The sequence below is a fragment of the Mangrovibacillus cuniculi genome, assembly GCF_015482585.1.
Lineage (GTDB): Bacteria > Bacillota > Bacilli > Bacillales > R1DC41 > Mangrovibacillus > Mangrovibacillus cuniculi.
Genome location: NZ_CP049742.1, coordinates 1379454 through 1397607, shown reverse-complemented (window position 1 = coordinate 1397607; position 18154 = coordinate 1379454). Strand labels below are relative to the sequence as shown.

At 36.9% G+C, this 18154-nt stretch carries 19 protein-coding genes; 17 read left to right on the top strand and 2 right to left on the bottom strand.

Going from position 1 to position 18154, the window contains the following annotated elements; genetic code table 11:
- Positions 1 to 42 precede the first annotated feature (42 nt).
- Together lysA and G8O30_RS07135 are read left to right on the top strand one after the other, a co-directional pair.
- Positions 43 to 1359: a diaminopimelate decarboxylase gene (gene lysA, locus G8O30_RS07140; protein ID WP_239674283.1), complete on the top strand. Its 1317-nt coding sequence runs from the start codon at positions 43 to 45 to the stop codon at positions 1357 to 1359.
- Positions 1360 to 1691: 332 nt separating this feature from the next.
- Positions 1692 to 2045: a GNAT family N-acetyltransferase gene (locus G8O30_RS07135; protein WP_239674282.1), complete on the top strand. Its 354-nt coding sequence runs from the start codon at positions 1692 to 1694 to the stop codon at positions 2043 to 2045.
- A gap of 18 nt (positions 2046 to 2063) precedes the next feature.
- Here the strand turns inward: G8O30_RS07135 and G8O30_RS07130 are convergent, their stop codons facing one another.
- Together G8O30_RS07130 and G8O30_RS07125 are read right to left on the bottom strand one after the other, a co-directional pair.
- Positions 2064 to 2585, bottom strand: coding sequence for a DUF309 domain-containing protein (locus G8O30_RS07130; RefSeq protein WP_239674281.1), 522 nt, complete (start codon positions 2583 to 2585; stop codon positions 2064 to 2066).
- A 223-nt stretch (positions 2586 to 2808) separates the two neighbouring features.
- Positions 2809 to 2901, bottom strand: coding sequence for a YjcZ family sporulation protein (locus tag G8O30_RS07125; RefSeq protein ID WP_239674280.1), 93 nt, complete (start codon positions 2899 to 2901; stop codon positions 2809 to 2811).
- A 182-nt stretch (positions 2902 to 3083) separates the two neighbouring features.
- On the opposite strand from G8O30_RS07125, the gene G8O30_RS07120 reads away from it, so the two are divergent.
- From G8O30_RS07120 to G8O30_RS07050, 15 genes are all read left to right on the top strand, one after another.
- Positions 3084 to 3827 carry a segregation/condensation protein A gene (locus tag G8O30_RS07120; RefSeq protein ID WP_239674516.1) on the top strand — a complete coding sequence of 248 codons (744 nt, stop codon included), beginning with the start codon at positions 3084 to 3086 and terminating at the stop codon, positions 3825 to 3827.
- A gap of 54 nt (positions 3828 to 3881) precedes the next feature.
- Positions 3882 to 4478 (top strand): SMC-Scp complex subunit ScpB, encoded by a 597-nt coding sequence (scpB, locus tag G8O30_RS07115; RefSeq protein ID WP_239674279.1) that lies wholly within the window; start codon positions 3882 to 3884, stop codon positions 4476 to 4478.
- Between the two features lie 34 nt (positions 4479 to 4512).
- Positions 4513 to 5007: a DUF3907 family protein gene (locus G8O30_RS07110; RefSeq protein ID WP_239674278.1), complete on the top strand. Its 495-nt coding sequence runs from the start codon at positions 4513 to 4515 to the stop codon at positions 5005 to 5007.
- A 150-nt stretch (positions 5008 to 5157) separates the two neighbouring features.
- Entirely contained in the window at positions 5158 to 6015 is an 858-nt protein-coding gene (locus G8O30_RS07105) for a superoxide dismutase (protein ID WP_239674277.1), read from the top strand.
- A 250-nt stretch (positions 6016 to 6265) separates the two neighbouring features.
- The gene (locus G8O30_RS07100; RefSeq protein WP_239674276.1) at positions 6266 to 7408 is read left to right on the top strand and encodes a D-alanyl-D-alanine carboxypeptidase family protein; all 1143 of its coding nucleotides are present in this window, start codon (positions 6266 to 6268) and stop codon (positions 7406 to 7408) included.
- Positions 7401 to 7994 carry a nucleoside recognition domain-containing protein gene (locus tag G8O30_RS07095; RefSeq protein WP_239674275.1) on the top strand — a complete coding sequence of 198 codons (594 nt, stop codon included), beginning with the start codon at positions 7401 to 7403 and terminating at the stop codon, positions 7992 to 7994. The genes G8O30_RS07100 and G8O30_RS07095 overlap by 8 nt, the downstream gene beginning before the upstream one ends.
- The gene (locus G8O30_RS07090) at positions 7994 to 8524 is read left to right on the top strand and encodes a spore maturation protein (RefSeq protein ID WP_239674274.1); all 531 of its coding nucleotides are present in this window, start codon (positions 7994 to 7996) and stop codon (positions 8522 to 8524) included. Before G8O30_RS07095 ends, G8O30_RS07090 begins: the two co-directional genes overlap by 1 nt.
- A 148-nt stretch (positions 8525 to 8672) precedes the next feature.
- Positions 8673 to 9413 (top strand): pseudouridine synthase, encoded by a 741-nt coding sequence (locus tag G8O30_RS07085; protein ID WP_239674273.1) that lies wholly within the window; start codon positions 8673 to 8675, stop codon positions 9411 to 9413.
- A 601-nt stretch (positions 9414 to 10014) separates the two neighbouring features.
- A complete protein-coding gene (gene resA, locus G8O30_RS07080; protein WP_239674272.1) occupies positions 10015 to 10548 on the top strand; it encodes a thiol-disulfide oxidoreductase ResA in 534 nt (177 codons plus the stop codon).
- An 18-nt stretch (positions 10549 to 10566) separates the two neighbouring features.
- Positions 10567 to 12198: a cytochrome c biogenesis protein ResB gene (gene resB / locus G8O30_RS07075; RefSeq protein ID WP_239674271.1), complete on the top strand. Its 1632-nt coding sequence runs from the start codon at positions 10567 to 10569 to the stop codon at positions 12196 to 12198.
- Positions 12199 to 12203: 5 nt separating this feature from the next.
- Positions 12204 to 13373 carry a c-type cytochrome biogenesis protein CcsB gene (ccsB, locus tag G8O30_RS07070; RefSeq protein ID WP_239674515.1) on the top strand — a complete coding sequence of 390 codons (1170 nt, stop codon included), beginning with the start codon at positions 12204 to 12206 and terminating at the stop codon, positions 13371 to 13373.
- Between the two features lie 129 nt (positions 13374 to 13502).
- Positions 13503 to 14216 carry a response regulator transcription factor gene (locus G8O30_RS07065; RefSeq protein WP_239674270.1) on the top strand — a complete coding sequence of 238 codons (714 nt, stop codon included), beginning with the start codon at positions 13503 to 13505 and terminating at the stop codon, positions 14214 to 14216.
- Positions 14216 to 15997, top strand: a complete 1782-nt coding sequence (locus G8O30_RS07060) for an ATP-binding protein (RefSeq protein ID WP_239674269.1) — start codon at positions 14216 to 14218, stop codon at positions 15995 to 15997. The genes G8O30_RS07065 and G8O30_RS07060 overlap by 1 nt, the downstream gene beginning before the upstream one ends.
- Before the next feature lie 165 nt (positions 15998 to 16162).
- A complete protein-coding gene (locus G8O30_RS07055) occupies positions 16163 to 16702 on the top strand; it encodes an RNA polymerase sigma factor SigX (protein WP_239674514.1) in 540 nt (179 codons plus the stop codon).
- A complete protein-coding gene (locus tag G8O30_RS07050) occupies positions 16689 to 17933 on the top strand; it encodes a hypothetical protein (protein ID WP_239674268.1) in 1245 nt (414 codons plus the stop codon). Before G8O30_RS07055 ends, G8O30_RS07050 begins: the two co-directional genes overlap by 14 nt.
- Positions 17934 to 18154 lie beyond the last annotated feature (221 nt).

Here is an 18154-nt window from a genome sequence, read left to right as displayed (position 1 = left end):
TATGGCTGTCTTTTTCTATAGAAGAAGAAAAGGGTGGAGAGCATGCATTTATATGGTACTGGTCAAATAAATGAGCAAGGTAACTTAGAGATTGGTGGATGTGATACTGTTGATCTTGTCAAAGAATTTGGAACACCTCTTTACGTTTATGATACAGCATTAATTAAAGAAAGAGCTAGGGGCTTTAAACAGACGTTTGAGAAAATGGGGGTTAAAGCGCAAGTAGCTTATGCGAGTAAGGCTTTTTCATCCGTGGCAATTTACCAACTGATGGACGACGAGGGGATGTCTTTAGATGTAGTTTCTTCAGGGGAATTATTTACGGCAATCCAAGCTGGTTTCCCAGCTGAAAGAATCCATTTGCATGGAAATAATAAGAGTAAAGAAGAGCTTTCCATGGCTTTAAACTACGGAATTGGTTGTATTGTAGTAGATAACTTCTTTGAAATTGAACTATTGAAAGAAGTAGTGAATGAAGTTCAAATGCCTGTAAATATTTTAATTAGGGTCACTCCAGGTATTGAGGCTCATACGCATGATTATATCTTAACAGGTCAAGAGGATTCAAAATTTGGATTTGATTTGAACAATGGACAAGCAGACAGAGCGTTACAGCTTTGTTTAGAACAACCCTTAATTACGGTGCTAGGTGTACATTGTCATATTGGTTCTCAAATTTTTGAAACTACTGGATTTATCTTAGCAGCGGATAAGATTGTAGGTAAAATGGCTGATTGGAAAAAGAGCGTTGGCTTTACACCAACTGTTCTTAATTTAGGTGGTGGCTTTGGAATTCGATATACAGAAGAAGATGAGCCGTTAGAACCGTATCAATACGTGGAGAAAATTGTCCATCATGTTCAAGATGTGGCTGCAAATAATGAATTGGATATGCCTGAAATTTGGATTGAACCTGGCCGCTCACTTGTTGGTGATGCAGGTACCACGCTATATCAAGTTGGTTCTACTAAAGATGTGCCTGACACGAGAACATATTTAGCAGTTGATGGAGGGATGAGTGATAATATTAGACCTGCCCTATACGATGCAAAATATGAAGCAATCTTGGCAAATAAAGCTACAAAAGAAAACACAAAAACGTATGCGATAGCGGGGAAGTGTTGTGAATCCGGCGACATGTTGATTTGGGATCTACCATTACCAGAGGCCAGTCCTGGGGATATACTTGCTGTGTTCTGTACAGGGGCGTATGGATATTCTATGGCAAGTAATTATAATCGACTAACAAAACCAGCAGTTGTGTTTGTGGAAAATGGGGAAGCGAGATTAGTGGTAAGAAGAGAATCGTTAGAGGACCTAGTAAAAAATGACCTTCCTTATGTTAAACAAAGTGTGTAAGGGGAGCATATGATGAAAAAGGGTAATATCGTTCTATTTTTAACCATGTTAGTAATGGCTGTCATATGGGGAGTTGTCTACTGGTTGTTCATAGCATAATAGTGCAAGTTACATGAATTGAGTAAATAGTAACAGGTGTAACCGCTTCCTATTTTGGGTAGGATGTTACAGGAATACTCCATTGAATGTTGCAATTGAATCTAGTATGATATAATGGAATGTACTAGAGATTACCTTTATTTGTTACGTAACCAGTGTAAGGACATGGTTTCGTTACTATTAACAAGTAAAACTATTGGAAACCATCAACATGATGGGGACGAGGGGTATACATGCTAATTCGGTTTAAAAAAAGTTTTGAGAAGATAGCCATGGGACTACTTTCCTTTATGCCTACGGAAAAAGATATTAAACAACTTCAACAAACCATGAAAGAATATGAAGAAAATGAAGATTGGCGTCTATACCTGTGGAAAGAAGATGAGGTTATTACTGGGATTATTGGTGTTCAATTGAGAACAGAATCAATTGTTGTCCAACATATCTCTGTAAATCCATCACATCGTTTAGAAGGAATAGGTCATAAGATGGTAAAGGAGTTGCAAGCTCTCTTTACGGAAAAAGATATAGAGCCAACGGAACACACTGCGTCATTTCTTCAAAAATGCCAAGATATAGACAGTTAGAATAAAACCACTCGCATCTTAGCGGGTGGTTTTATTCTGTAACGAAGCATTCCTCGCAGCAATTACTTCTGAGCGGTCACGTAATTTATGACGATCCAAAATATCAATAGAGACCGGGGAAGTGTTTTGCCAAGTGTAATTTTTCTCCAAGCATTTTTCTTGTACAGCTTTCAGCAAGTTTTTATCATGAATAGGTAAGTTTACAGGATAATAACCTTCTTCTTTGTTTATTCGTTCTCTTAACATCTGAGCAAAGGGGAGGAAATCTTCCGAGTGTAACGAAAGTCTTTTTAATTCTTCTTCCTGCCTAGTAGCGATTAGGTACGCTTGGTTAATCATCTTCTTTGCACCATTCCAGTTATGTCTACGTTCATGGTACAAAGCAACAGCCAGTTGAATAAGAGAAACCCAAACAGAATCCTTCTTACCTGGTTCTACCTCTTTCCAGTATTCTTCAAGCACTTCATGACATTCAAAATAATCCCTTGAGCCATGAAACTCTGCTAAGAACTCAATATATTCAGTAGGGTAGTTCGTCATTACACATCACGCCTTAAAGAAGAGTATGTATATAATAGTAACGAATATTAAAGGATTTTCCAAGAAAACTACTAGTACGTAATAAATCAGCTTTTTTTCTTAATAAAATTACATGTTACAGTAGAAAAGCTGTTTAGGAAAGTAAGTACTCTTTTCCTAAACAGCTACGATTGTACTTTTAGAATCTATATAGTTATAAAATTTACGGTTTGTTCTTTACTAACTAGCAAAGATAAGCGCTACCTACAATGATTAACAGGATAAATAACACTACTAGTAAAGCAAATCCATTGTTATATCCACCAACGTGACCCATGTTCCATACCTCCTATTTCTTTAGTCCATGTATCTTATGTGTAAAAACACATATGTGTGTAGGCTTTTGCCTAACTAAAAAAAACCTAGAAAAATATGATACAATGATACTTTAAAAAGTTATTGGATAAAGTGTGTGAATCCTCTATACTATGGATAAATTAGTACACAGAACATGGTGATATTTTGGAATATAATGTGAAGTTAGACGCTTTTGAAGGACCGTTAGATTTATTATTACATTTAATTAATCGTTTAGAAATTGATATTTATGACATACCGATGTCTACTTTGACCGAACAATATGTAGAGTATGTTAAGACCATGCAAGAATTGGAACTAGATGTCGCAAGTGAATATTTAGTAATGGCAGCAACGTTGCTTGCTATTAAGAGTAAGATGTTATTACCCCAACATGAAGAAGAGTGGGAAGATGACGTATTGTTTGAAATAGAAGAAGATCCACGTGATGAGTTAGTGGAAAGGTTAATAGAGTACAGAAAATATAAAGAGGCTGCTGTAGAATTAAAACAAAGAGAAGAAGAAAGAAGCTTAATCTACACGAAACCACCCACAGATTTATCAGAGTATGTGGACCCAAATAGAGTAGCACCATTAGAAAAAGGTGTAACTGTGTATGATATGTTGGGTGCTTTTCATAAGTTGTTAAGAAGAAAGAAAATCCAAAAACCTAAGACATCGACTATAACGAAACAAGAAATACCTATAGAAAAAAGGATGGAAGAAATTTTAGGCGAATTAAAAAGAGTGAAAGGTAAAAAGTCTTTTTCTTCGCTATTTCCTTATGAACAAAAGGATCATATTGTGGTTACTTTTTTAGCATTATTAGAATTAATGAAGCAACAGGAGATTAAAGTAGAACAAGCAACGAATTTTGACGAGCTCTTTTTGTATTCCGTTAACTAAGTGAGATAGTAGGCTTAACAAGGAGTAGAAGAAGGTGTAGGAGGATATTTGCAAGTGGAAATGATTAAATGGAAGGCGATTTTAGAAAGTCTGCTTTTTGCAGCAGGAGACGAAGGTTTAACCCTAAAGCAGATATGTGCGGTAATGGAAATGGAAGAAAGTCAAGCGAGTACAATAGTGAAAGAGATGCAAGAAGATTTTGAAGCAGATGAAACACGTGGACTAACGGTTGTACTTTTAGCAGGCACGTATCAACTGGTTACAAAAAAAACGCATTCCATTTATTTAAGAAGATTGGTAGAGTCGCCATCTGTATCTACTTTGTCACAAGCAGGTTTAGAAACGTTAGCAATTATTGCTTATAAGCAGCCTATTACAAGGGTTGAAATTGAACAAATTCGTGGTGTTAAGACGGAAAGACCAATTCAAACGCTTATGGCAAAAGGACTAATTAAGGATGTAGGCAGGATGGATGCACCAGGTCGTCCAATAATGTATGGAACAACAAAGGAATTTTTAGATTACTTTAATTTAAAAGAAATTAGTGAATTGCCACCTCTTCCAGACCGAGTAGAAGAAGACGATGTGCAAGAAGAGGCAGATTTATTCTTTGAACGTTTTCAGGAAACTGTAGATTCTTTTGATGAATAAGGTATCGTAACCATGAAGTTTGGAGGAGAATATATTGAGTAATTCACTTATTAAGCAACAATTAGAAGATGTCAGTTTAGCTTTAAGAGATATTGGTGAAAAAGTCGAAGTGTATGCAAATGAACACAGTCTTTCTTCTTGGTTAGCACAGTCAAGTATGGATCAAGAGTACGGTAAATTAATTTGGTCTGCATTTAGAAAACTAGTTGTCTATACAAATGAATCTGCTGTAGCATGTCAGTGGATAGCTTCAAACGAACCGTTTTCTAAACAAACGGCAGAACAAGTGCTGTATAAAGTGTATCATCAGTGTGTGGAAGAATTCTTCTCTCCAAAAACAGATGTATGGTATGAGAACAGTAGATCGGCCTACACAGGAAGAAACGCAATTAAATTTCATCAAGACGTTCCGAGTCATTTTCAAGAATTAATCAAAGAAATTGAACAACCATTCCAATCTTTACGTGAAGAATTAGAATACTACGAAACGGACTATCGCACGAAAATGGTTCAATCGACAAAATCATAATCAGAAAGCTATCCATTCCCTTGAATGGATAGCTTTCTTTTTGTTAAAGATACAATCTGAAAAGTTTACTGATTCAAAGGTTAGTCATACTTTCTTCTGTTTTCTCATAGGTTTGTCATGGAACCGAAATGAACGTTAGGGGGACATCCTGTGAAAAATGAATCATACATCCAAGCGGTTTTAGAGTGGGAAAAAGACATTGCGAAATGGATTTTACAAGAAGATATCTCAGATCAAAAATTACTGGATTTGCATCGTGTTCTTCGATTAGAAGGAGAAAGATTATTGACGAATCGATCAAGTAATCTTCATCACTTTGAGGAACTTGCAAATCAATTAAGTTCGCAAATTCAATTAAGTTTCGAAAGAACAAACGGAAATGTTACGCCGATAGGGGAACATGTATTACCTCCACTACCCTATTCGTATAATGCCTTAGAGCCGTATATTGCGGAAGAAATTATGAGATTGCATCATACTAAACATCATCAATCTTATGTAACGGGTTTAAATAAAGCGGAAAAAGCATTACAACAAGCTAGAGAAACTGGAGACTTTACCTCTGTAAAGGCAGAATCAAGAGAACTAGCTTTTCATGGTTCAGGACATTATTTGCACACAATATTTTGGACTAACTTATCTCCAGAAGGTGGGGGTGAACCCACTGGCAGGTTAAGAAAACAGATAGAAAAAGATTTTGGGTCTTATCAAGCGTTTAAAAGCCACTTTTCAGAGGCTGCAAAAGCAGTGGAAGGTGTGGGGTGGGCAATCCTAGTTTGGGCTGCGCAACCTAAGCGATTAGAAATACTACAATCGGAAAGACATATGTTATTAACGCAGTGGAATACGATACCAATTTTAGCCCTAGATGTGTGGGAGCATGCGTATTATTTACAATATGAAAACAGACGACCGGAATATGTAGAAGCATTTTGGAATGTAGTAAACTGGAAAAACGTAGCAGATCGATTAGAAAGAGCCAAAGCATACATTCCTCCTACGCAGTAAAGTTTTCATAGGTATTTTTATAGTCCTAGATAAATTTAGAAGAAAGGTAGGTTCTAAGTGAATCTGCCTTTTTGTTATTCTAGAGATAAGGTTTTGAAATCGATAATTTTAAGTATTGACGTAACTAGATAAATCCCTGTGCAGTCACGTAGTGGTTATGTTATATCTAGTACTCCTCACATTCTGTTCATATCTCATTAATTACCGCATAGACTTGTACAAATGACGGAATAGGTAAGGTGAGATACGTATGACTAAAAGAAAATGGTGGGCCATTGTGTTAGTAAGTGCGCTCCTTATTAGTTTAATTCCTATTAAAGAAGTACAAGCAGTATCTGTAAGCTCTAGAAATGCGGTCTTGTTAGATCAAGATTCTGGTCGGATCTTATTTGAAAAAGATGCTCATAACAAAGAAAGAATTGCATCGATCACCAAAATTATGACTGCAATTATTGCTGTTGAATCCGGTATGATGCAAAACACCGTTACAGTCAGTGATAAAGCTGCATTTACAGAAGGTAGCTCCCTATATTTAAAACCTGGACAAAAAGAAAAATTACAAGACTTGGTTTACGGTTTGATGTTACGCTCTGGTAATGATGCAGCTGTTGCGATTGCGGAACATGTTGGAGGGAGTTTAGAAGGTTTTGTTTATTTAATGAATGAAAAAGCAGAACTAATTGGCATGAAAAATACTCATTTTGCTAACCCACATGGATTAGATGATCATGAAAATCATGTCTCCACTGCTTATGACATGGCTATCTTAATGCAATACGCTATGAAAAATGAAGAGTTTGCAATTATTTCTGGAACGGAAGCGTACCGTTCTAAAGATCCTTCGGCTGATTGGGATCGTGTATGGAAAAATAAAAACAGGCTACTTACAGAAAAATACCAATACTGTACAGGTGGTAAAACTGGTTATACAAAGAGAGCAAAACGCACGCTCGTTACAACAGCATCTCAAGGAGATCAAAATTTAATTGTTGTTACCTTAAATGGTCCCGATGATTGGAATGACCATATCCAGCTATACGAGTATGGATTTCAAAATTATGATAATAAAGTGTTTTTTGCAGAAGGAGAAGAAGTAAAAGTAGAAGACAAATTTTATCAGGGGCATTTGTCTGTTGAACACAATGTTATGTATCCTATCCATAAAGATAAAGAAGAAGAGGTAAAAGTAGATATCCAAGTGATTAAACCAAAATGGGATGAAGAAAAAGATGTTCCTAAGCATATAGGAAATCTCTCTCTTACACTTAATAATCAAATTGTTTCTAGTGCTCCAATCATCTTTTCCTATGAAAAGTCAGAAGAGAAGAAGTCGTTTTTTGAATGGTTTAAAGGCATCTTCTCAACTATGATAGGGCTTAACTACAATGGTTAACATCATATGGGTCGTTATGCTAGTGATGGGTTTACTCTTTGCGCTGGTGAACGGAACAATGAATGAAGTTAATGCAGCCATCTTCTCTTCAGCAAACGAAGCGGTAACGTTATGTATAGGATTAATTAGCGTGTTGGTCTTTTGGTTGGGTTTAATGAGAATTGCCCAAGATGCTGGTCTATTAGATAAACTAGGGCTGCTATTTCGTCCAATTATTAGCAAATTATTCCCAGAGGTTCCAGCGAACCACCCAGCGATGGGATATATATTATCCAATATGATGGCAAACATGTTTGGACTAGGAAATGCAGCCACTCCTTTAGGGATTAAAGCAATGGAACAGTTAAAAGAATTAAATGGTAACAAACCGGTTGTTAGTAGGTCGATGATTACGTTCTTAGCAATAAATACTTCTAGCATAACCCTTATTCCGACAACCGTTATTGCAATTAGAATGAAATACGGAGCCGATAACCCTACAGATATTGTAGGACCTACTATATTAGCAACTTTAATTTCTGGAATAGCAGCCATTTTTATTGATCGGTATTTTTATTTTAGGAGAGTAAGAAAGGGGATGGAATAATGCAAGCTATGACAACCATTTCTATGTATTTAATTCCCTTTCTTATTGCTTTTATCTTATTATATGGGACCTATAAAAGAGTCCCGACGTATGAAAGTTTTGTAGAAGGTGGAAAAGAGGGTATTTCGATTGCTGTTTCAATTATTCCTTTTCTAATTGGAATGTTGGTTGCTATTACTGTGTTCCGGGCGTCTGGAGCGTTAGGTTTTTTCACAGGGTTACTTGCTATTCCTCTATCTTATTTGGGTGTACCATCGGACATTATTCCATTAGCATTAATTAGACCGATTTCTGGTACAGCTGCTTTAGGAATGATGAGTGATCTAACAGCAACGTTTGGACCGGATTCCTACATTGGTCGATTAGCAGCTACACTTCAAGGTAGTACGGACACAACTTTCTATGTTTTAACAGTATACTTTGGAGCTGTAGGGATAAAGAAAATGGGAGATGCCCTAAAGGTGGGACTGCTAGCAGACTTAGTAGGTATCATTGCTTCCATAGTAGTGGTTACCTGGTTATTTGCGTAAGAGGAAAATAGTTTTGAAAGGTGCATTCTATTATATAGATGCATCTTTTTTTTAGTAAGTTATGTATTCCTCTTAGTAGTGCTTTGCATTTGGAGCGTAATGTGACATAATTCATAGGGACACAATATGTAGAAAAAGGTGAATGTTCTTGGAAAGATTACAAAAAGTTATTGCACATGCTGGCATCGCTTCTCGTCGTAAAGCTGAAGAGTTGATTCAAAATGGTGCAGTTAAAGTAAATGGTAAAGTAATTCGTGAATTAGGAGTAAAAGTAACGGATACAGACCGTATAGAAGTAAATGGTGTGCAAATTGAAACAGAAGAAAAAGTATATTTCTTAATGTATAAACCTGCTGGCGTCTTATCGGCTGCTACAGACGATAAAGGGCGAAAAACAGTAGTAGATCTTCTACCTGAAATCAAAGAAAGAATCTACCCTGTTGGTCGACTAGATTATCAGACGACTGGTCTGTTATTACTTACGAACGATGGAGAGTTTGCAAACAAACTAATGCATCCAAAGTTTGAGATCCCTAAGACGTACATTGCTCGTGTAAAAGGAATCCCAACACGAGAAAGTTTACGTATGTTAGAAAAAGGAATTAAACTAGAAGATGGTAAAACAGCACCAGCCAAGCTAAAGTTCTTATCTGGTGAAAAAGATAAGGATAAAGCAATTATCCAAATAACGATTCATGAAGGTCGTAATCGCCAAGTAAGACGTATGTTTGAAGCAATTGGACACCCGGTGCAAAAACTGAAGCGTGAACAATTTGGATTCCTAACGCTTGGTTTCTTAAAAGCAGGTGAAACTAGAGAGTTATCCCCTCATGAAGTGAAACAATTACACGCCATGGCTGAGGGCGGAGCGAAACGTAACTTGAATTAAATTATAAAATTTTGGAAGAATATGAAAGAGATACATCCTGAAAAATGGATGTATCTTTTTGAGTTGTATTTAATTTCCTAATAATGCAAAATTAGTGCTTTTACAAAATACATCTTTGGGGTTGGAGCGGAAGGGGGCGACTCCTACGGGAGAGGTGGGTTACTGAGACCCCACAGGAGCTTTAACGTGAAGATGCCGTGTCTAGCTACAGGTGCGCAACCGCTCGGGAAAGTCCAAAAGCCCTCCGGTGGCTTAAAAGCTGCCTCCTCGGTCTTCTGAACTTTCCTGCCGCGGCTGAACGCGCGCCTTTCGCTTTTCGAAGTGGAAAGCGTCCCCCTGCAGCGGAAACCCTTGTGCAGTCATGCTTGGTTTTGTATCAGCTACTTTTCTGTTTACTCCTTGGGGTAGGGACATTCACATAATCGTCAAACTTGTTGCAAACGAATTCATAAAAAAATGCTATACTAGTGAATATTGACACATATTGGCGAGTGATGGTGTGATTTCCTTCTCTCGTTTTTTTATGAGTATAATTCTTACATATCAATTAGCTTTTTTACTATTTTTATTGTTATAAAGAACACCAGAAAGGAGAAATACTATGAGCCACAAAAAAAAGCAACGCCTTTGGATACGCACAGGAATCTTATTAGTCCTTGCTTTAGCCATTGCGTATACTTTATATGCTAATTACAGCAGCGAGCAAAAGAAGATGATCTCCACTGGAGATATGGCTCCTAATTTTACTTTAACTTCCGTAGATGGAAGTCAAATTAGTTTAGAAGATTATAAGGGTAAAGGGGTTTTCTTAAATTTTTGGGGAACTTGGTGTAAACCTTGTAAGGAAGAGATGCCTTATATGCAAGAATTGTCGGAAGTTTATCGTGATAAGGGTGTAGAGATTTTAGCAGTGAATGTAGGCGAACCTTTATTTCAAGTGGAAAACTTTATCTCGCAATATGGCTTAACATTTGATGTAGTGCTTGATGGAAACCGTGATGTGGTGAAACAATATGGGGTGATTCCACTCCCTACAACATTCTTGATTTCTCCAGAAGGGGAGGTAGTAGATGTGATTGAATCTACTATGACCAAGGAAGAAATTGATCGGCATTTACAAAGTATCATGCCATAAGGGAAAGGGGGAGAGGGAATGAAAAATATTACATGTGAATGCGGTCACATAAATACATATGGAACAGTCCTTTGTCAGGCGTGTGGACAAGCACTGACAGAAGAAGCAAAAAAAGAAGCGATCCATGATATGCGTTATGAAGGAAGTGCTAGACGTTCCCAAACGTATAACAAAACGATTATAGATCAAATTTGGAACTTTTTCTCTTCTGTAAAAGTTGGAGTAACGATTATCATTGTCACACTAATTGCTTCAGCTATAGGAACTATTTTTCCACAAGAAATGTATATACCTCCTAATATTAATCCTGCCGTTCACTATGCAGATCAATATGGATCTTTAGGTACGCTTTATTACACATTAGGATTTCATAATCTCTATAGTTCATGGTGGTACTTACTACTTATTGGTATGCTAGGAACCTCTATTATTATTGCTAGTTTAGATAGAGGTATCCCTTTATACAAATCTCTTAAAAATCAGCGAGTAACTCGACATGATCAATTCATGAAAAAGCAACGTTTAGTTAACTCTGTTTCTTCTAGTACGATCAAAGAGGAAGATTATGAGCTGGTAAAAGAAAAGTTGAAGAAAAAGCGATACAAAATACGAGAAGAGAATGGTAACATACTGGCTGAAAAAAATAGATTCTCTAGGTGGGGAGCTTATGTAAACCACGTTGGATTAATCATATTTTTAATCGGAGGAGTTTTACGATTTGTTCCAGGGTTTTATGTAGATGAATTACTCTGGATCGAAGAAGGAGAAACCTACGAAATACCAGGAACGGATAAAGAGTATTCGCTTAAAAATGAACAATTTATCTTTGAACAATACCAACAAGGTGAAGCCCCAGAAGTGTTTGATGCAGCATTAGAGAGGAACGGGATCATAGCTAAGAACTTCCAATCAAATGTCGTGCTGTATAAAAACGGAGAAAATGGTGAACAGACAGAAGTTAAAAAAGACCAAATCCGTGTAAATGAGCCTCTGAAATTTGATGGATTTGCCGTGTACCAAGTTGATTTTCGTTTAAATCAATTTCAGAAAATGTCATTTTCTTTAGATAGCAAAGCAGATCCTTCTAAGTCTTATGGAAGTTTTACTGTCGATCTATTTAATCCAGCTAGAACCTATGAATTAAATGATGGAGCAAAGGTTGAATTGAAGGGGTATTATCCTGATTATGCCGGTATCAATGCAAATGGAGAACCAGAATCGAAATCTCCAGTACCGAATAATCCAGCGTTTCTTTTTTCTATGATAACTCCAGAAACACCAAATGGGGAAACAGCTTTCCTTGGCATACAACAAAATGTAGAGCCTTTAGGAGAAAATCAGTTTAAATTATCTTTCGCTGGACTAGATACAAGAAATATATCTGGTTTAACCATCAGAAAAGATTTAACTTTATGGGTATTAGCACTCGGAGGTCTAATATTCATGATTGGGGTAATGCAAGGTTCATACTGGAATCATCGAAGACTCTGGATAAAGCGTTCAGGTGAAATAACATATATTTCTGGTTTAACAAATAAAAACTGGCTTGGCTTGAAACGTGAGCTAGATGGTGTGATGGAAGGAACAGGTTTCCCTCTGCTACATGACCAACGAGAACAATTTAACGAGCGTAAGGAGGGGACAGCGTAATGGGATTGTATACAATTAGTTCAACATTGTTGTATGGAGCTTTTGTTCTTTATTTAATTTCCATTGCCTTAATTGCTGGAAGTGTAAAAGGAACGAAAGACAGTAAAGTAAATCGTTTTGGAAAATGGGGAATAGGATTAACTACCATTGGATTTATTTTGCAATTAGGATATTTCGTTGTTAGATGGATAGCTGCTGGGCATGCTCCTGTAAGTAATCTATTTGAATTTACAACCTTTTTTGGCATGATGTTAGTCGGAGCTTTCTTATTGTTATTCTCTATTTATCGAACAACTATTCTTGGTTTGGCTGCCTTACCAATTGCTGTGTTAGTAATTGCCTATGCAAGTATGTTCCCAAGAGAAGTTTCGCCACTAATTCCAGCGCTACAAAGTAATTGGTTAGCAATCCATGTAATTACAGCGGCACTAGGAGAAGCTATTTTAGCTATTTCTTGTGCAGCAGGATTATTGTATCTACTAAAAAATGTTAACCAATCAAAGAAGTCAGGTAAAACAACTGCATTAGAGCTTGTACTATATGGCTTAGTTGCTACTGTTGCATTTATTCTTATCACTACTGTCTCTTCTTTAAGTGGCTTCTCTTCAGAGATGACGTGGGTAGACAAAGCGGGTGAAACGCAGGACATGGATTTTACTCTTCCTCCTGTTTTTGGTCCAAATGAATATTCCATTGTGAACGGCTCTACTTTTAAACCACTAATAGAGGTACCTGCTATTATAAATGCAAAGAAACTGAACACGTTTGTTCTTTCTTTAATAGGTGGAGTGATCCTATATTGGATTATTAGACTAATTTCCAGAAAACGTATCGGTGCACTAATACAACCTTTGGTGAAAAATGCAAACAACGAAGTACTGGATGAAATAAATTATCGTTCCGTAATAATAGGTTTTCCTGTATTTACGTTAGGAGCATTGATTTTCGCAATGATTTGGGCACAGATTGCATGGACAAGATTCTGGGGATGGGATCCAAAAGAGGTATGGGCTCTAGTGACTTGGTTATTTTATGCAGCCTATCTTCATTTACGCTTAGGAGCTGGCTGGAGCGGAGAACGCTCTGCTTGGTTAGCTGTTATTGGTTTCGTTATTATCATGTTCAACTTAATTGTTGTGAACCTTGTAATTGCAGGCCTACATTCATATGCTTAATGCAACAAGAGAGCTCAGCAAAATAAAGGGGATGCCTTTATTGCGCTGAGCTTTTCACTTATGAATCGACATTTTACTTGTTATTTGTACATAATAGAGGTAATAGATAATGGACTGGAGGCATTAGCCATGGAAGATAAAATGAAAATATTAGTAGTAGATGATGAAGAAAGAATCCGTCGACTTTTAAAAATGTATTTAGAACGGGAAGGATATGAAGTGACAGAAGCGGAAGACGGTATAACAGCCTTGCAGCTGGGTGTTGATTTCCATTTTGATTGTATATTATTGGACGTTATGATGCCAGGAATGGATGGTATGGAGGTGTGTGAAGGGATAAGAGAAAAGAAAAATACACCCATTATCATGCTAACAGCTAAAGGGGAAGAAGCAAATAGAGTGCAAGGCTTTGAGCTTGGCACAGATGATTATATTGTTAAACCGTTTTCTCCTCGTGAAGTCATCTTACGGGTAAAGGCATTGTTACGTAGAACTAACTCCGCTACATTAGTTAATCCAGAACCTCGTGCAAAAGATGTATTGGTGTTTCCACATCTGACGATTGATAATGATGCACACCGTGTAACAGCTGACGGAGTAGAGGTGAGCTTAACACCTAAAGAGTACGAACTGTTGCATTTTTTAGCTAAGACGCCGGATAAGGTGTTTGATCGTGAAAACCTACTAAAAGAAGTCTGGCAATATGAGTTTTTTGGAGACCTTCGAACGGTAGACACACATGTAAAAAGGTTGAGAGAAAAATTAAACAAAGTGTCAGAACCTGCTGCTAAAATGATTGTTACTGTTTGGGGAGTAGGGTATAAGTTTGAGGTAGTGCAATAATGAAAATTTGGAAAAGTGTTGTTGGGAAGCTTTGGATTACCATCCTGCTTCTCGTTTCTTTTGTTTTATTTGTTTTGACTATTCTGCTATTAGAATTTTTTCAAAACTATCATGTTGATGAAGTCGAGAAGGAGTTACTCCGATCTGCTGAAAAGGTATCAACCATACTAGCAGAACATTCTGAGTTAATGTATGGTTTAGAAATTGTTGATGAAATAATTGATTCTCCCTCTCAAGTAATTATTACAGATGCAGAAGGAAATAGATTACACGCAACAAAGTCAGAAGAACTGGTAGTTTCTAATAAAGATATTGCGTCTTCTCCTATGCTTTTAAAGGTCTTTACTGGAGAAACTGTTACACAAGAAATTAGAGTTGGCACACTTAGTGGTTCAAGAGATCGCTATGAAAACGTAATCGTTTCTGGAACACCTTATAAACACACGGATGGAAAAACGTATGGTGTGTTTGTATTTCAATCTCTTCAGGTGTTAAAACAAACGACCCAACAAACAACACAAGTTATCTTACTTGCAGCAGGGATAGCCATTATTTTAACCACCATATTTGCTTTCTTTTTGTCTACACGAATAACGGCACCTCTAAGAAAAATGAGAGAAGCTGCTTTTGAAGTTTCTAAAGGAAATTTTTCATCAAAGGTTCCGATATTAACGAATGACGAAATTGGAGAACTCGCAACAGCCTTTAATCAAATGGGGCGACAAATTACGTATCATATCCATGCGCTCAACCAGGAAAAAGAACAACTCTTTAGTATTTTAAGTTCAATGGCAGATGGCGTAATTACCATAAATAGAGATGGAACTGTATTAATAACGAATCCTCCCGCCGACAGATTCTTAGAGCAAGCTCATTATGAGAAAGAGGGAGAAGCATTCCAAGCTGTTCCAAAGGATGTCGTCCTGCTATTTTCAAAAGTCATGGAAACAGAAAAAGAACAATTTACGGAGATGACGGTTCAAGGTCGTACGTATATGATTGTTATCACGCCACTGTATAATGAACAATCAGTAAGGGGTGCGGTAGCCGTTTTACGTGATATGACAGAAGAAAGAAAGCATGATGTTCTTAGAAAGGATTTCATCGCAAATGTCTCTCATGAATTACGTACCCCCATATCGATGTTACAAGGATATAGTGAAGCAATAATGGATGACATTGCTGGAACAGATGAAGAAAAGAAAGAGTTCGCAAAAATCATTTACGATGAGTCTCTTCGAATGGGAAGGCTTGTGAATGATTTACTAGATTTAGCTAGAATGGAAGCGGGTTATCAATCTATTTCGAAAGATGATGTACCAATAAGTTCATTTATTAAAAGAATAAGTTTAAAGTTTCAAGGTGTTGCAAGAGAATCTTCTGTTCAACTTTCTACGGAAAATGAATTGCTGGGAAGTATATGGGCGGATCCAGATCGCTTAGAGCAAGTGTTTACGAACCTAATTGACAATGCACTGCGACATACTCCAGAGGGTGGCAACGTAAAGATAAAGAGTAGTAGAAAAGGGTCTAATGCTATATTCGAGGTACAAGATTCTGGCCAAGGAATCCATGAAGATGATTTACCCTTTGTATTTGAACGATTTTATAAAGCGGATAAAGCTAGAACAAGAGGTAAAAGTGGAACAGGCCTAGGGCTTGCAATTGTTAAAAATATCATTAATGCGCATGGTGGGTCCATAGAGGTGAGAAGTAAGCTTGGACAAGGTACGACATTTATTATCGAATTACCAATAAAAATGCAGAATGAAAGAAGATAATCTTGTTTCATGAGGAACGATAACGAAAAGGGAGAGTTATGTAAATAATTCTTCCTTTTTATTTCATTAATCGATACAATTTTAGTGATTACAGTTAAATAGATATATATTGTGTAACTTTTTAGCTAATCACACGACTAATTTAGTGAATGGGGAGGAGCAATGATGAACTCCGTTTTTCAAGAACTTTATGAACGTCATCATCAAGACGTTTTTAACTTTCTAATGTATATGGTAAAACAACGAGAAGTCGCAGAAGATTTATCACAAGAAGTCTACATCAGAGTGATGAAATCCTATGCAGGTTTTGAGAACCGCAGTTCAGAAAAAACGTGGCTTTTTTCTATAGCAAGAAATGTGGCGATTGATCATTTTAGAAAGCAAAAAGGTTGGAAAGATAAAGTGATAGAAGCTTTTACTTTTGCTACAAACACGGTGAAAAGTGACGAACCGCTCCCCGAAGAAGTAGCGCTTCAAAGTGAAGAAATACAGTTGATGTATCGTTGCTTAGACCATTGTTCGCCTGACCAAAGAGCGGTCATCATCTTACGATATCTCCAAGACTTTTCTATAACAGAAGCTGCCCAAACGTTAGATTGGACGGAAAGTAAAGTGAAAACCACTCAGCACCGAGCGTTGAAAAAGTTAAAAGAACTGATGATTGAAAAAAGTGGAAAGGAGGAAACGATCCATGAGCAAGCGTAATTGGGATGACGAGCAGTTAGAATCATTATTTAAGCAAATGCCATCTTTTAAGGATAAACGATCTTTTCAAGAGGTGATGAGAGACAGCCAATCTCCTGATATAGAGCGAGATCACACAAAGAAAATTTTAGCGCCTTTTGTTGCTTTAGCAGCGGTTATGGTTCTCTCCATTTTATCTGCATCTTTTCTTATGCAACGGGATTCAAGTGAACAGTTAGCACTTCAAGAACGGAGTGGTAGTGAAGAGAAGGAACAAGTAGAAAGTGGTTTGGATAATTCTGATCAAGTAAGCATGTTTAATGCTAGTGAAGAAACAAAAGAAACAGCAGATGAGGATAGTGCAAATAAATTTGAAGACACAACTGAAGGTGAAGCGACTCAGAAAGAATATACCATCGAAACAGCCAATTATACCTCTCTTAATGGTGTGTATGAAACAGTGGAGAATGCTGTTTATATACCTATTATTGTTGAGACGAAAGACGCAACTTTCTTACCACTAACGGTGGAGTGGCAGACGGAGGCGCCAATGAATGAAGTAGTACAAGAAATTGTACTTGAAGATGGTATTAAAGACGAAACATTAAACTTAGCAGATTTCTTACCTCTAAAAGCGACACTTTCCTTTAATGATGAGGTTAAGAGGCTGACAGTAGTTTTAGATGAAAATCATCCATATAATACGACTGGTTTGGAATCAGCCTTTATTGATCTAATTAACACATCGTATGAGTTCTTAGGGCCTGTTACGGTAGATATTCAAACCAATGATGGGAAAAGAGCATCATTTAGTCATTTAGGAGAAATTAAACCTTTTGAATTAAATAGTGAAAACCAACCAACATTGTATTATTCCTATCCTGTGGCTGTCGCGGAACTACCTTATGCATTTAATGGTATACCCACTGATAAAGATAACCTGCAAGAAGCGATAGAAGAGTTAAAAATTTCACCAAGTAGTTTCGATCAAGCAACAGTTCCTGAAAATGTAGAGGTATTAGTAGAAGAAAATGGTGAACAAGCAAGCGTTACATTAACAAACGAGTGGGATTCGGTTATACCGCCAATAGTAACAATTGAATCCATTTTACACACTGCCAATACTTTTGGTTTCACTAGTGTTAAATTTAATAACTTTCCTACAGAGAATATCTCTTTGGACTTGAGTAAACCAATTGAAGCAAAAGGTCATGTAAATGTGTACCGTTATGATCAATGGAAAGAGGAATAAAATAGAGAGTTTAGGCATACCGTTGGAAGGGTAGTTTTTTAGGGGAGGATTAAATACATGCTCGATTATTTAAGACGGTTTGGTATTGTTGTATTACTAACTGCAAGTTTGTCTATTCTACTTTTAAGTGGTAAAGTAGTCATCATGTAGAACTTTTAGACGGAAGAAACATATAGTAAAAGGGAAAATCATGAGCAAAATTCATTGATTTTCCCTTTTTT

Bases quoted from the DNA above. Each gene is read 5' to 3' on its own strand.
- G8O30_RS07065 (WP_239674270.1), top strand. From the start codon at position 13,503: ATGGAAGATAAAATGAAAATATTAGTAGTAGATGATGAAGAAAGAATC.
- G8O30_RS07095 (WP_239674275.1), top strand. From the start codon at position 7,401: ATGGTTAACATCATATGGGTCGTTATGCTAGTGATGGGTTTACTCTTT.
- G8O30_RS07060 (WP_239674269.1), top strand. From the start codon at position 14,216: ATGAAAATTTGGAAAAGTGTTGTTGGGAAGCTTTGGATTACCATCCTG.
- G8O30_RS07130 (WP_239674281.1), bottom strand. From the start codon at position 2,585: ATGACGAACTACCCTACTGAATATATTGAGTTCTTAGCAGAGTTTCAT.
- G8O30_RS07125 (WP_239674280.1), bottom strand. From the start codon at position 2,901: ATGGGTCACGTTGGTGGATATAACAATGGATTTGCTTTACTAGTAGTG.
- G8O30_RS07050 (WP_239674268.1), top strand. From the start codon at position 16,689: ATGAGCAAGCGTAATTGGGATGACGAGCAGTTAGAATCATTATTTAAG.
- G8O30_RS07055 (WP_239674514.1), top strand. From the start codon at position 16,163: ATGAACTCCGTTTTTCAAGAACTTTATGAACGTCATCATCAAGACGTT.
- G8O30_RS07100 (WP_239674276.1), top strand. From the start codon at position 6,266: ATGACTAAAAGAAAATGGTGGGCCATTGTGTTAGTAAGTGCGCTCCTT.
- lysA (WP_239674283.1), top strand. From the start codon at position 43: ATGCATTTATATGGTACTGGTCAAATAAATGAGCAAGGTAACTTAGAG.
- G8O30_RS07135 (WP_239674282.1), top strand. From the start codon at position 1,692: ATGCTAATTCGGTTTAAAAAAAGTTTTGAGAAGATAGCCATGGGACTA.
- G8O30_RS07090 (WP_239674274.1), top strand. From the start codon at position 7,994: ATGCAAGCTATGACAACCATTTCTATGTATTTAATTCCCTTTCTTATT.
- resA (WP_239674272.1), top strand. From the start codon at position 10,015: ATGAGCCACAAAAAAAAGCAACGCCTTTGGATACGCACAGGAATCTTA.
- resB (WP_239674271.1), top strand. From the start codon at position 10,567: ATGAAAAATATTACATGTGAATGCGGTCACATAAATACATATGGAACA.